The sequence below is a fragment of the Rhizobium sp. G187 genome (assembly GCF_051549525.1).
Taxonomy (GTDB): Bacteria; Pseudomonadota; Alphaproteobacteria; order Rhizobiales; family Rhizobiaceae; genus Allorhizobium.
In genome coordinates, this window is the sequence record NZ_JBPUGM010000002.1 from 579,262 (window position 1) to 592,232 (window position 12,971).

The 12,971-nt window shown below is 61.4% G+C and carries 14 protein-coding genes and 1 pseudogene; 6 read left to right on the forward strand and 9 right to left on the reverse strand.

From position 1 onward, the window contains the following. Positions 1–39: 39 nt before the first annotated feature. From ACSV9I_RS07635 to ACSV9I_RS07645, 3 genes are all read left to right on the forward strand, one after another. The gene (locus ACSV9I_RS07635; protein ID WP_438328190.1) at positions 40–294 is read left to right on the forward strand and encodes a hypothetical protein; all 255 of its coding nucleotides are present in this window, start codon (positions 40–42) and stop codon (positions 292–294) included. 391 nt (positions 295–685) lie between these two features. After that, the gene (locus tag ACSV9I_RS07640; RefSeq protein ID WP_438328541.1) at positions 686–1,123 is read left to right on the forward strand and encodes a YqaA family protein; all 438 of its coding nucleotides are present in this window, start codon (positions 686–688) and stop codon (positions 1,121–1,123) included. A 156-nt stretch (positions 1,124–1,279) separates the two neighbouring features. Further along, positions 1,280–2,056, forward strand: coding sequence for a hypothetical protein (locus tag ACSV9I_RS07645; protein ID WP_438328191.1), 777 nt, complete (start codon positions 1,280–1,282; stop codon positions 2,054–2,056). A gap of 238 nt (positions 2,057–2,294) precedes the next feature. Here the strand turns inward: ACSV9I_RS07645 and ACSV9I_RS07650 are convergent, their stop codons facing one another. From ACSV9I_RS07650 to ACSV9I_RS07665, 4 genes and pseudogenes are all read right to left on the reverse strand, one after another. After that, positions 2,295–2,543: a DUF982 domain-containing protein gene (locus ACSV9I_RS07650; RefSeq protein WP_438328192.1), complete on the reverse strand. Its 249-nt coding sequence runs from the start codon at positions 2,541–2,543 to the stop codon at positions 2,295–2,297. A gap of 350 nt (positions 2,544–2,893) precedes the next feature. After that, positions 2,894–3,730, reverse strand: coding sequence for an alpha/beta fold hydrolase (locus ACSV9I_RS07655; protein WP_438328193.1), 837 nt, complete (start codon positions 3,728–3,730; stop codon positions 2,894–2,896). 280 nt (positions 3,731–4,010) lie between these two features. Then, entirely contained in the window at positions 4,011–5,003 is a 993-nt protein-coding gene (locus ACSV9I_RS07660; protein ID WP_438328194.1) for a helix-turn-helix domain-containing protein, read from the reverse strand. Positions 5,004–5,091: 88 nt separating this feature from the next. Further along, positions 5,092–6,507: pseudogene (locus tag ACSV9I_RS07665) on the reverse strand (PLP-dependent aminotransferase family protein); the annotation flags it as partial. A 188-nt stretch (positions 6,508–6,695) separates the two neighbouring features. On the opposite strand from ACSV9I_RS07665, the gene ACSV9I_RS07670 reads away from it, so the two are divergent. Both ACSV9I_RS07670 and ACSV9I_RS07675 read left to right on the forward strand, forming a co-directional pair. Further along, entirely contained in the window at positions 6,696–7,559 is an 864-nt protein-coding gene (locus tag ACSV9I_RS07670) for a DMT family transporter (RefSeq protein WP_438328195.1), read from the forward strand. 237 nt (positions 7,560–7,796) lie between these two features. Continuing rightward, positions 7,797–9,956, forward strand: coding sequence for an autotransporter domain-containing protein (locus ACSV9I_RS07675; protein WP_438328196.1), 2,160 nt, complete (start codon positions 7,797–7,799; stop codon positions 9,954–9,956). A 118-nt stretch (positions 9,957–10,074) separates the two neighbouring features. Here ACSV9I_RS07675 and ACSV9I_RS07680 read toward each other — a convergent pair whose 3' ends face one another. Both ACSV9I_RS07680 and ACSV9I_RS07685 read right to left on the reverse strand, forming a co-directional pair. Then, complete coding sequence (locus ACSV9I_RS07680) at positions 10,075–10,278, reverse strand: hypothetical protein (protein WP_054156777.1); 204 nt, start codon at positions 10,276–10,278, stop codon at positions 10,075–10,077. A 233-nt stretch (positions 10,279–10,511) separates the two neighbouring features. After that, a complete protein-coding gene (locus ACSV9I_RS07685) occupies positions 10,512–10,946 on the reverse strand; it encodes a winged helix-turn-helix transcriptional regulator (RefSeq protein WP_438328197.1) in 435 nt (144 codons plus the stop codon). Between the two features lie 104 nt (positions 10,947–11,050). Between ACSV9I_RS07685 and ACSV9I_RS07690 the strand changes: the two genes are divergently transcribed. Next, the gene (locus tag ACSV9I_RS07690) at positions 11,051–11,821 is read left to right on the forward strand and encodes an SDR family oxidoreductase (protein ID WP_054156778.1); all 771 of its coding nucleotides are present in this window, start codon (positions 11,051–11,053) and stop codon (positions 11,819–11,821) included. A 69-nt stretch (positions 11,822–11,890) separates the two neighbouring features. On the opposite strand, the gene ACSV9I_RS07695 is transcribed toward ACSV9I_RS07690, so the two are convergent. The 3 genes from ACSV9I_RS07695 to ACSV9I_RS07705 are packed head-to-tail and all read right to left on the reverse strand — an operon-like array spanning position 11,891 to position 12,851. Then, positions 11,891–12,220 (reverse strand): hypothetical protein, encoded by a 330-nt coding sequence (locus tag ACSV9I_RS07695; protein WP_438328198.1) that lies wholly within the window; start codon positions 12,218–12,220, stop codon positions 11,891–11,893. Then, a complete protein-coding gene (locus ACSV9I_RS07700; RefSeq protein WP_438328199.1) occupies positions 12,217–12,615 on the reverse strand; it encodes a hypothetical protein in 399 nt (132 codons plus the stop codon). Before ACSV9I_RS07700 ends, ACSV9I_RS07695 begins: the two co-directional genes overlap by 4 nt. Beyond that, the gene (locus ACSV9I_RS07705; protein ID WP_438328200.1) at positions 12,612–12,851 is read right to left on the reverse strand and encodes a hypothetical protein; all 240 of its coding nucleotides are present in this window, start codon (positions 12,849–12,851) and stop codon (positions 12,612–12,614) included. The genes ACSV9I_RS07700 and ACSV9I_RS07705 overlap by 4 nt, the downstream gene beginning before the upstream one ends. Positions 12,852–12,971 lie beyond the last annotated feature (120 nt).

Genomic DNA, 12,971 nt, shown 5'->3' on the forward strand with positions numbered 1-12,971 from the left:
AGGTCTGGAACCCACAATCCCTCTCCCAAGGAGACCAATATGCCCATTCCTTTTGATCTGACAGCCATGTCCGACGCGGAACTCGACCGGCTCATCGATGAAGCAGGCCAGGAGCGCGCCACCCGCAACCCGCAAGACGAGACCAGAACCGCAAGCGGCGGCATCAAGGGCCAGGACGTGCATGATCCGGACCACGGCGTGATCACCACCCCGACGCCGCATCATGTCCGCGATCAGGGCCCAAAGGGTCTTGAAGTCGGCGCCCGTGTTGAAGGCACCACCATCAAGCCATAACGGCGACGCAGCCCCTCCGACGTGCGGTGAGGGTAAGCCAAAACTGGGCGGTGCCCCCGGGCGTGTCGGGACGTGCCACAGATGTGTCCGGGGTGTGCCCCCCGGGCGAGCCCCGGGTGTGTCCTGGTGTGCCCCGGGTGTGTCTTGAATTGGTGACCCCCTGGTCCCGCTGTCTTGCGCCGGGGTATCGCTCGCGCTTGGCCTGGCTTGCAGCCTGCCCAAGACTTCAAGGGGCTGAGCCTCGCCTTGGCTTGGGTCAGCCTGGCCTGACCGTCTCGGGTCTAGGCTCGCCTTGGCTTGGCCCCGCTCAGCTCGCATCCGCTTGGCTTGGCTCAAGCTGCCTCCGGTCCCGATTGCCACCCCCGGCGCTTCACGCTAGACCTCGGCGGTGTTGACCGATCTTGCCACCTATTCGGGCCTGTTTGCCGCTGCCTTTTTTGCAGCGACGCTTCTGCCCGCCCAGTCAGAGGCTGTGCTGGTGAGCCTCATCCTCGCCGAGCGCCAGCCGCTCCTCGCGCTTCTGGCCGTCGCCACATTCGGCAATGTCCTGGGCTCCGTCGCCAACTGGCTGATCGGCCGCTTCATCGAACATTTCCGCCACCGCCGCTGGTTTCCGGTCTCGGAAAAGAGCCTTCTGCGCGCCGAAGCCTGGTATCGCCGCTATGGCCTCTGGTCGCTGCTGCTGGCATGGATGCCCGTCATCGGCGATCCCATCACCATGATCGCAGGCGTGCTGCGCACGCCCTTTCCTGTTTTCCTCGCACTGGTCACCATCGCCAAGCTCGGCCGCTACCTGGTCCTGGCCGCCATCACCCTGGGGCTGATGTAAGGCGAGCATTGGCAGATGGCGAAGCAGGTCTTCAATTCCGACTTTCGAAACCCCTAAAATCATACTGACTCAATTAGCGTATATCTAAGTGTTGGATGCGAGGCTGTGCTGAAGTGACGGGCGGAAAGCCAGTCAAAGAGCGATTGGAGAGCCCTCATGTCGAAGTCCAAGCTTGCGCTGCTTGCCTGTTTGTCTGCGGTCGTTGCCGCAGCACCGCTGTCGTATGATCCGGCCGGAGCCGGTTTTGTCGTCGCGGGCCTGTCGGCCAAGGAAGGCAAGGGCGGCGGCAATGGGGGTGGCAATGGAGGTGGCAATGGCGGCCGCGACAAGAGCAGCAGCCAGTCCAGCGGCGCATCCGGGGGAAAAGGTGCCGCATCCTCAGCAGACCGCGCAACATCGAAGACAAGGGGAAACTCTGCGGCATCCAAGCAGGGTCGGGCGAAATCAGACCCGCTGACGGAGGCGCTGGCCAGCCTCTCCGGCACGCCGAAGCCGGCAAAGCAGACCAGGCAGACCAAGCAGAAGGCGGGCAAGGCGCCGAAGCCGCCGACAACAGATGTTGCCGTGTCGGTCGTGCCCAAGGAAAAGCCGCAACGCCCGCTCCAGGCGAGCCTGAAGGGTCTCAACTCGCTGAACCGCAATTACAAGGCCTATATGAACGCGGCTGATCCGCGCATGGCTGCGATCCGCGACTTCGCCGTAGCCTATGCTACCTATGAATTGGCCAGTGGCGTCGATACGCTGCCCACAGACCCCGCACTGAGTGACGATGCCCTGAGGGCCGCCCTTGAGGCCGCCGCCAAGCCCGGCACGGTGGTCGATGATAGCATGCTCGATTGGGCGAAATCGGTGCTCGGCGTCGGCGCGGCTGTCGGGCAAGATCGATCAGATCCGCGACGAACTTGCGGCTGTCGCACCTCCGCCGACGGATGACGGCACGACAGACGGAACCACGGACGACACCGTCGATGACGGCACGACCGGCGATGATACCGCCGGAGACACGACGGGCGATCCGGCAAGCGATACAACCGGTGAGGCTGTCGCCGACGTCCCGGCAAGCCCTGTTCCTGCCGAAGAAACCTCGGAAGAACTTGCCGAAGTCCAGACGACCACGCTTATTCCGCCAGTCGCGGAGTGATCAGGGTCGGCGTTTGCGTCGCGGCCAGCGTCAGGTCTTGACCTTGACGCCGGCTTCCAGCGCGGCGGCAAGCAGCGCCTGACGCGCATCCTCGTCCTTCGCCTTGCCATTCGAAACCGCCGCGCAAACGGCAAGCGCCTTGTCGAGCACTGGGCCTTCTTCCAGCGGCCAGTCCTCGATCAAAGCCCAGGAGGCGCCGAGCGTGGTATCGACCACGACATCCTCGCCGTCTTCGCCGATGCCGATCAGGGTCACCGGGCTTTTCCAGAGTGTGCGCATCGATCCGTCTTTCCTGAACGCGCCGCCCTTCGGCGCCGCAGATATCGCTTTGGCCCCTCTATAAGACCAAAACCCCTCGGCCCGCCACTACACAATCTGGAATGGACGGATCACACGCCCGAGCGCAAGCTTTCGCAAGACCCTGAGGCCGGGTGAGGTGCGTCGTCATAAAAAAGAGCGGTCATCATCAGTTTTATCCTGTCGCCAAGGCCTCGGAAATGTTGGCTGCAAAGCTAATCAGCTTTGCCCCACCAAAGAGCAACGAAAGGGCCATTGTGGGTGTGCGGATAAGGTTGGTGATGGTCGCGGAGTTAAAGAAGGCCGCAGGGCTGCTGCAGCCTTCTTCTCCTTTAGCTCTGGATGAATGCCAGCAGATCGGCATTGAGAACGTCTGCATTGACGGTCAGCATGCCGTGCGAAAAGCCCGGATAGGTTTTCAGGGTGCCATCCTTCAAGAGCTTGGAGGATTTGTACGCCGAATCCGCGATTGGAACGATCTGGTCGTCCTCACCGTGAAGCACCAGCGTCGGCACGGTGATTGCCTTCAGGTCTTCTGTCTGGTCGGTTTCGGAGAAGGCCTTGATCCCATCGTAATGGGCCTTAGCGCCGCCCATCATGCCCTGACGCCACCAGTTCTGGATCACGCCTTCATGAACCTTGGCACCTTCACGGTTGAAGCCGTAGAACGGGCCTGCCGGCACATCCCGGAAGAACTGCGCGCGGTTGGCGGCAAGAGCGGAACGGAACCCGTCGAAGACTTCCATTGGCAGTCCTTCGGGATTGCTGTCGGTCTTCAGCATTAGCGGCGGAACTGCCGAGACAAGGACAGCTTTCGCGACGCGACCGGCCGTCTGGCCATGCTTGGCGACGTAGCGGGCAACTTCGCCGCCACCCGTCGAGTGGCCAATGTGGACGGCGTTCTTCAGGTCGAGTTCTTCCACGACAGCAAATGCATCCGCAGCATAGTGGTCCATATCATGACCGTCGGCGACCTGAGCCGAGCGGCCATGACCGCGACGGTCGTGGGCGACAACGCGGTATCCCTTGGAGACGAAGAACAGCATCTGTGCATCCCAGTCGTCCGAGGACAGAGGCCAGCCATGGTGGAACATGATCGGCTGGGCGTCCTTCGGACCCCAGTCTTTATAGAAAATCTCGACGCCGTCTTTGGTTGTAACAGTAGCCATCGTCCAATCTCCTTCGATAGCGGTTGGGGACACAGCGTTGGCGGCCATACCGAAAGCGGTTGGGAGCGCAGCATACGCAGCAGCAGCCGCGGCGGAGAGCAGCGCACCGCGTCGGGTAAATGGGGGCAATGTCTGAGTCATTTTCGTGTCCTGCGATCTAAACTTTGCGTTTTGCAAAGTTTTGGGCACAACCCTTATCGCGAACGAGAAGCCGCGTTTCTTGTAAGGAAATTACGCATTTTGGATGATCGCGACCTTACCAAGAGAGGTGGTGATCTCGTTACCTGGACATTCGTCGCCATTGAAGAGGTGTCATCCCGACATGCGCGGTAAACACCCGGGTCAGATGCGACTGATCACAAAAACCGCAGGTAAACGCCACCTCGGCAATCGTCAGGTCAGTCGATCGAAGCTGATCTTTTGCTTTTGCAACGCGCTTGAGGATCACCCAGCGATACGGAGCGTGGCCAGTCGATAACTTGAACGCTCTGGAAAAATAGCCTTGGGAAAGGCCGCACGCAGATGCAATTGTCGACAAGGAAACGTCCGCCGTCAGGTCCGCTTCGAGCATGTCCAGTGCCCGCTTCTTTTGCCATGGGGCAAGTGCGCCTTGGCAGGGCTTTCGCAGGCTTGCGCCACCGTAAGTCGCGCAAATGTGGAAGGTCAGGATAGCAGCGATATGATCCTGGAACAGACGGGTCGCTCTCCCGGGGTTCTCCAGAACGGGAAGGCATGCACCAACGAGCCGTCGAACGACATCGTCTTCGATATCGCGCCCAGGTGCGGCATGCAGCGTGTCGATATGCTTCCCGCCCAAATCCTCTTCGTAGGCCTTAAGCGCCGCACGAGGGATATGAAACCCAAGGCCATCAAACGGCGATTTCATGTCGGCAAGCCAAGATCGCCGGTGATCGTAGATTGTGAAATTGCCGCGCTTGGAGACGCTGGTGTGCACCTTCTTTCCGTCAACCCAGAGATCGCCTTCGTAATCGCGAAGATTGAATGCGAGGAAAAACGCGTCTTCATATGCGGGCGGATCGATGACACCGTGGCCTCGCGTGCCGCATGACAGCCTGGCCATGGAAATCTCCGACTTCCCGAAGACTGGAGCGATGACCATGTCGATTCGTTTGGCACGGAAATATTCCATGCTTTGATTGCTGATCGTCGGTGTCTGCATGGCCTCAGAAATCATCGCTTGTTCGCTGGGGATACCATAGCGGAGCGGTTCGCCGGTGAACAGACAAGCTGGTTCTGTCTTCAGCTCATCCAATCGCGTGTCGAGCAATGACCGTGCCAGATGCTCGAATGGCGGCTCCCTCGCCGTCGGACAGTCCCGTTCCGGCCCGCCGTGAACCCTCCCTGAGAACCGCACCCAGCACCGCAAAAACCCTGTCATCCAGTGTCTGCGAGACATTGAAACGCATGAAGCTGGTGGCCGATTGCGCGAGGCTGAAGGCATTGCCGGGGGCGAGGACCACATTCTGCTCGAGGGCGGCCAGTGCAACCGTTGCCGCATCCGCGCCATCCGGCAGCTGGCACCACAGGAACATGCCGGCTTGTGGCTCGATCCAGGGCCTGATGCCAAGCGATTTCAGCCGCGTCGAGGTCTGGCGCATGGCCAGTGCCAGCCGGGCGCGCAAAGCTTCCAGATGTTTGCGATAGCTGCCGTCGCTCAGCACATGGAAAGTGAGCTCCGAGGTCAGCCGTCCGCCGCCGAAGGAGGTGGCAATCTTCAAATCCGTCAGCCCCTCGATCCATTCCGGACGCGCCGCGACAAAGCCGCAACGGGCCGAGGCCGACAGCGTTTTCGAAAAACTGCCGATGTGGATCACCCGGTCCAGCCCGTCAAAGGCGGCAAGCCTTGGCGCCGGCGCATGTTCGAAATCCGCAAAGATGTCGTCTTCGATGATGGTCAGGTCGAACTGTTCGGCCATCTTCAGTACCCGATGCGCAGTGACCGGCGAGAGGAGGGCGCCCGTCGGGTTGTGAATGCCGGAATTGGTGATGTAGAGGCGCGGCCGATATTCGGCAACGACCGCGGCAAAGGCCTCGATGTCAGGGCCGCAGGGCGTGTAGGGCACGCTGACGATCTTCGCCCGATGCGCCCGCAACAGGGCGTGAAAGTTGAAATAGCAGGGGTCGTCGACCAGGACGGTATCGCCAGGCTCCAGCAAAAAGCGGCAGATCAGGTCGATCGCCTGCGTGCCCGATTCCGTCAGCATGATCTGGTCCGGCGAGGCCTCGATGCCGTGATCCGCCATGCGCCGGGAAATCAGCTGGCGAAGGGCCGGCAGGCCGAGCGGCGAACCGTAATCGGCAAGCACGGCGCCATCGCCGCGCGAGACGGTGCGCAAGGCCCGGCGGAAGCTCTCTTCCGGCAGCCAGGAGGGCGGAAGCCAGCCGCATCCGGGCTTCGGATTGTCCTCGATCGCCTCCAGCGATTGCCGCGAAATCCAGAAGGGATCGATGGCGCGGTCGAGCTTCGGCCCGGCTTCCGCAAGCGCAAACGGCGCGGCCTGGTTGGCGACGTAAAAGCCGGATCCCCGCCGAGACAGGATCGCGCCCTCCGCCACCAGTCGCTCATAGGCCTCCACCACGGTTGAGACCGACACCTTGAGCGTCGAGGCCAGATTGCGCACCGAAGGCAGCTTTTCCCCCGGCGTCAGCGCCCGGCCAGCGATCCGCTGCCGGATCGTGTCCATCACCATGGCGACCCGGGTTTTCGTTCCCTCGCCGCCGGAGGTTCGAGCCTGCGCCGTCACCATTTCGCTCATCTGTATTGCCCTGACATCCATAACAGTTTTGCGAAACTGTATCAGACTGTCACTGGTTGTGCCAGCGCCCCCGGCCGATAGAGGACCAGGGCAAGACCGGCCGCACGGGTCGGATGCGCCAGATGAAATTGGAAAGGGCAGTGGACATGACAATGGCAAATCTGGGGGCGCAGCCCGTGGACAAGAGGATGAACCGGACAACGGCCGGCTGGATCAACGGCCTGATCGGCGTGCTGATTTTCAGCGGCTCGCTGCCGGCCACCCGCGTCGCGGTGATGCAGTTCGATCCGGTCTTCCTCACCGTCGCGCGCGCCACCATCGCCGGCATCCTCGCGCTAGTCCTTTTGCTGGCGCTCAAGCAGAAGCGGCCAACGGGGCCGCAACTTCTCTCGCTCGCCATCGTCGCGGCCGGCGTCGTCATCGGTTTTCCGCTGCTCACCGCGCTGGCGCTCCAGCATGTCACCTCGGCCCATTCGATTGTCTTTGTCGGCCTGTTGCCGCTGATGACGGCCATTTTCGGCGTGATCCGGGGCGGCGAAAGACCAAGACCCGCCTTCTGGCTGTTTTCTGTGGCCGGAAGCGCGCTCGTCGTCGGCTATGCCCTGGTTCAGGGATTGACGGCCTCCCCGAAGGGCGACCTTCTGATGCTCGCCGCAATCATCGCCTGCGGCCTCGGTTATGCCGAAGGTGGCAAGCTGTCGCGCACGCTTGGCGGATGGCAGGTGATCTGCTGGGCACTGGTGCTCGCTTTGCCGCTCATGCTGCTGATCAGCCTCCTCACCATGCCGGAAAGCTTTGCCGGGATCGAAGCACCGGCCTTTCTCGGGCTCGCCTATGTCTCGCTGTTCAGCATGCTGATCGGCTTCGTCTTCTGGTATCGCGGCCTTTCGCAAGGTGGCATCGCCGCCGTCGGTCAGCTGCAGCTCCTCCAGCCCTTCTTCGGCCTTGCCCTTGCCGCAAGCCTGCTGAACGAGACCGTCACCTGGGGCATGCTGACCGTGACGCTGGCGGTGATCCTGTGCGTGGCCGGCGCCAAGCGCTTTGCCCGGTAAGGGCTGTCTTCTGATGGACACTGCAGACCCGCTTCCATCCTCCGGGGGATGAGAGGCGGGTTTCAACCAGAAGAGGAAAAGGACCAGTTTTGGACGTTCTCGACATCGGTCATCATCGCTAAACTCAAACCAGAGTTGAATCACATCGTGCGCCTGCGACGCGCCATGCCGCCGATGTGATGGCGCGATCTGCGGAGACGGCAGGTCGAAGATGCGGATATTGAAGGCATGTTTCAAATGAACAGCAAGACCCGGAACGGTTTGATTTCCCTTTTTCCTTTGGTGTTTGTTGCCGGCTTGGGCACGGCTCATGCCGACAATCTGTCGTCAAAATCGCTTCTCGACATGAATGCGAGCGGTTCGGTCTATCTGGAATCCGTCACGACCTATGATCCCGATACAGGCGACGCAATGAGGTCGTATCGCCTGGTTTCCAACCTCGGCGCCAAAACGATCACGCTGGCGCCGCCTGCGGGTGCAAGCAATCTGGAAGCCTACGGTCTAAGCCGCGACGGCACCTATGTTATCGGCAGTTACTTTGATGAGCGCGCCGGAAAATACGTCGATTTCATCTGGAAGAACGGCCAGTACCAGATTGTCGATTCTGATACGGATGGCCTTTCCGGCATCAACGGGGTCGGGAATGATGGTAGCGCCTTCGGCTTCACGCAGCGCGGCGGTATATTGCAGTCCTTCATCTGGAAAAATGGTGTCTTCACCTTCACGCCGACGGACCCCGGCGTTTATCTGGGCACAAACCTGATTGACCGCACGCCGGATGGACGTTTCGCTGTCGGTTCGCTGGAGCGCCTGGCTGATAACCAGTCGCATGCGATGATTTGGGATACGAAGCTCAATGCGGTCACCGATATCGATACCCTCTATCAATACTCCTATTCTTCGCTCGTCAGCACGGATGGTTCGGTTGTGGCCGGCGTGGGCAGCCCACTGAATGGGCCATATCAAGTCTTCCGCTGGACAAAAGACGGCGGCATGACGGATATCGGCGCCCTCGAGGTCGGCCAAAGCATGGTCCTGAGCGATATGTCAGCCAATGGCGCCGTCTTGGTCGGAGGCGGTTACATGTCCGATCCGAATGGTGGTGTGGCCCCGATCTACGCATATCGCTATGCCGTGGACGCGACAGGTCAGGGGACACTGACAAACCTCGGCGTGCTTTATGCACCTGAGCCGGGCGAGTCTGCTGAATCCGAAGCCAAAGCGGTTAGCGCAGACGGGGCTTATGTCGTCGGTTATTCCTCCACGGATGGCTATGTTCAGCAGGGATTCCGCTGGTCCGAGGCGACCGGCATGATATCAATCGAGGATTGGCTTGCCGACGCCGGCGTTACCCCCGATTTTGTTAGCTACAATGCCGAGTTCATTTCCGACAACGGCAATGTCGTCATGGGCGCCACCCAGGACGATGACATCTATATCGCCCGCGTTGGCGACATCAGCGGCGTGATCACCGAGTCCGAATTCTATCCGACGGTTGTTCAGGCTGCATCAAGCACCGTGCAAAACAGCGTCTCCAGCGCCAATACCGTGATGTTCGGCGCGCAGGGCAATCCCATGCGCAACCGGCTGGGTGCGGGGGAACGCGCTGTCTGGGGCACGGTCGACGGCGGATACGACAACACGGATATCTCCAAGGGCGGACTGGCGCTCGGCGAATTCGGCCTGGGCTACGGCATCACCGATGGTGTGACGGCCCGCATTTCGGTCGGCGGCACCTATTCCGATCAGGATCTGGATGCCGGCGGCTGGGTGAAGCAGAGAGGCTTCTTCCTCTCGCCGGAGGTCACCGCCGATCTCGGCGCGAACCTCTATCTCACCCTGGGCGGCTATGTCGGCCGCACCAATATCGACACGTCGCGCGGCTACATGAACGGAACCATAACGGACAGTTCCGATGGCAGCACCGATGCCGATACATGGGCCGCAAAGATCCGGCTCGACTGGCTGAATGCGGCGAATGTGGCCAATACCGATATCACCCCTTACATCGGCCTCTCCTATGCCCGCACCACCGTGGATGCCTATACGGAAGAGAGCGGCTCCTTCCCGGTCAGCTATGACGAGACCAGCGATCACTCCACAATCGCCCGCCTCGGCGCCGATTTCGTCCACCCGATGAGCGATACGGTTCGCCTTCTGGCCAAGACAGAGGTGAGCTACCAGTTCGAGGATCAGGCAACGGCCACCACGGGCACGCTGACCGGCATCAGCGATTTCAGCATTGATGGTGCGGAGTTGAAGCAGCTCTGGCTGCGCGGCGGCGTGGGCGCCGAAGTCGATCTCGGCAGCGGCACCGCCTCCTTCATGGTCAACGCGACCACTGAAGGGCAGGACCCGTCGGTCTGGCTGCGCTCGAACTACACCGTGAAGTTCTAAAGGGATCGGAAAAGATCAAGCTGAGACCCGCTTGGGCCTTCCGGGCGGGTTTCGGGGACTGGACAAGGGCATTGATTGGACGCACCGCGCCCACATCCCAATCCCTAATCCCCGATCCTCAATCCTTCCGCCGCGCCTCCAGCCGTCTCCGGTCGCGTTCCACATGGTCGAAGCCGAGCCCGGTCAGGCGGAACTGGCGTTTCTGAAACTCGCCGCGGATCATGATGAAGCCCATGGCTTCGGCTTCACTCAGCGTCTTCAGGCTCGTGCCCTTCGGCGGCGCCTGCCATTCCAGCCCATCTGCTGCATGCAGCAATACCATAATCTTGATAATCGCAGTCTCTCCATCGCTGTCACGTCCGGTCCGCGCGCGTGTCGGCTCCGCCGGGTGAGGGGAGCGCTTCTCGCCTGGGACCGTTCCGAGTGTGTCGAACAGTCCTATGCCTCAGCGCGGCCAAGCCGTCGATGGGCAAATGCAGCCGCCGCCCATCCGCCCCGCGGCAACGCGGCCCGCACCACCGCCTCGCCAACGGCAGATAGCTGAAGGTCTCAGCCTCACACCGTGCGCCCGGCTGCCGCAAAGGCCAGGCGGGCGCGCATGATCTCGTCATGGTGTTTCTCGGCCCATTTCCAAACGCCGCAAAAGGCCTCGCCCAGGCTGCGCCCGAGCGGCGTCAGGGCATAATCCACATGGGGCGGAATGACCGGATGCACGGTGCGCTTCACCAGCCCGTCTTCCTCCATGCGCCGCACGGTTTGCGTCAGCATCTTCTGGCTGATGCCGGTAACCACCCGGCCCAGCTGGGTGAACCGCAGCGTGCCATGCTCCTCCAGGGCCTCGAGGATCAGCAGCGTCCACTTGTCCGCCACCTTGCCGATAATGTCCTGCACCAGCGCCTCAAGCGCGGGATCAACCACCTCGGGAATCGTGTCGCGACCATGCAGGGCCAGATCCGGATCCCTGAATTTCCGCTCGGAAGCCTTGCTCATCAGACACTCTCCTTTTGGTGCGTATAAATCTTTTCGGTGCCTACTTTGGAAAAGAGAGTATGACCTCTAGTTTGGGCAAGCACAACACCAAAGAGGTTTTCCCAATGCATATGACTGGCAACACCATCCTCATCACTGGCGGCGGCTCCGGCATCGGCGCCGAACTTGCCCACCGTTTCCACGATCTCGGCAACACCGTCATCATCGCCGGTCGCCGCATGGAAACGCTGCGTGCCGTGATTGGCGACCGGGCGAATATGCATGCCCGCAGCGTGGATATGGAAAATCCGGCCGCGATCGAGGCCTTCGCCGCAAGCCTGATCGCCGATTTCCCCGATCTCAACGTGGTCTTCAACAATGCCGGCATCATGCGCATGGAGGCCGGGCTCGATCGTCGCCGTGACCTCAGCGACGCCGAAGCCCAGATCACCACCAACCTGCTTGGACCCATCCGGCTCACCAATGCCCTGGTCGATCATCTGAGCGGTCGCGACAATGCAGCCATCGTCAATGTCAGCTCCGGTCTGGCCTTCGTGCCGCTGGTCATGGCGCCGACCTATTCGGCCACCAAGGCCGCTCTCCACAGCTACACTGTCAGCCTGCGCGACGCCTTGTCCGGCAAGGTCGAGGTGATCGAGCTTGCCCCTCCGGCCGTCCAGACGGAGTTGACCCCCGGCCAGTCCAGCCGCGAAGCCTATCTGCCGCTCAAGGATTTCATCGACGAGGTCATGGATCTCTTTGCGACCAAGCCAACGCCTGCCGAAATCCTCGTCGAGCGCGTCAACTTCCAGCGCAAGGCAGAGGCCGAGAACCGCTTCGACCAGACCTTTGCGGCACTGAACGAGTTCGCCCGCAAGGCGCGTGACGGAAGCTGACCTGTGACGGCCGCGCCAATCTGGCGCGGTCGTTTCCCTGTCCGCGCCGGCGTACCGCGCGGTGGGGCGTCAGGTCTGCAGCGGGTAGCGGGCCACGGCCAGCATGGCAACGAAGGCAATGGCCACGGCCGCAACGGAATGCGGAAAGCCGAAATGGGTCGTCGCAACGATGGCGAAGAACGCGGCGATGCGGGCCGCACCGAGGGCGAAATACCGGCTCGTCTGGTTGCTTTCCCAGTCGAGAATGCTGCGCGCGGCCACCAGGCCTCCGCCAAACGGATAGAGCGTCCAGGGCAATGTGCGCGCAATTTCCGCATCGCCGTCTTTCAGCCAGGCCAGCAGAAGGGCGAGCACGAAGGCGGCACCGACAAGCCGCAGCAGGGCGATGATGAAGTTCACCGCTTCGATCCCAGCATCATCAGGCACAGGCTGGCAAAACCCGCAGCGGCCAGCCATCCGGCACCGAAGAGCAGCACTTTGACGGCCGTACCGAAGCCGACGAAGATCCAGTCGATCAGCGCCGTCAGCAGCAGCCCGCCGAACATCAGGATGAGGATCATGGTCCAGATGAAGCCGTTCGCGCCGGAAACCTCCTGCTTCAAACCCTGATATTCCATGAGGCCGGCAAGCCCCAGCGCCAGCCCGGAAATTCCCATGTAGATGTAAAGCAGAATCAAGTCCCAGTCCCCTTTCGCCCGCGTCGTCGTCTTGGACGGCGCATGCGCGTCGATCGGCGAATCGCCCCCGTGACGCCCGTTTTGCACTCGATAGTCTGGTATCCCGCGGTCGATCAAGCCCCGGCTGCGCAAGCCAGGTTCTGGCTGGCTGTGCCAACCCGGACCCAAGGCAGCAAGGCCTCGATCACGTCCTGGTCCAGCCGTATGGTGGTCGAGATCTTCGGCCTGTCGCGGATTGGCCGCCCCATCCGGATAGGTGCCGCATCGAGCTTCTCGCGCCAGGGAGACAGCATCAGGTTGGGTGCGTCGTCGCCAGTGTCTGATGGGCCTTGAGGCATACGCGGATTGTGCACGCTGATCTGCCATTCTCATAGGGAAGATCGCACGACAGCACCTGTCTTTTGCTACCGCTTGTTCATCAACAATCCATCCAGGCGCAGGTGATGGATTGCACTTCATGGCTGTGGACGTTA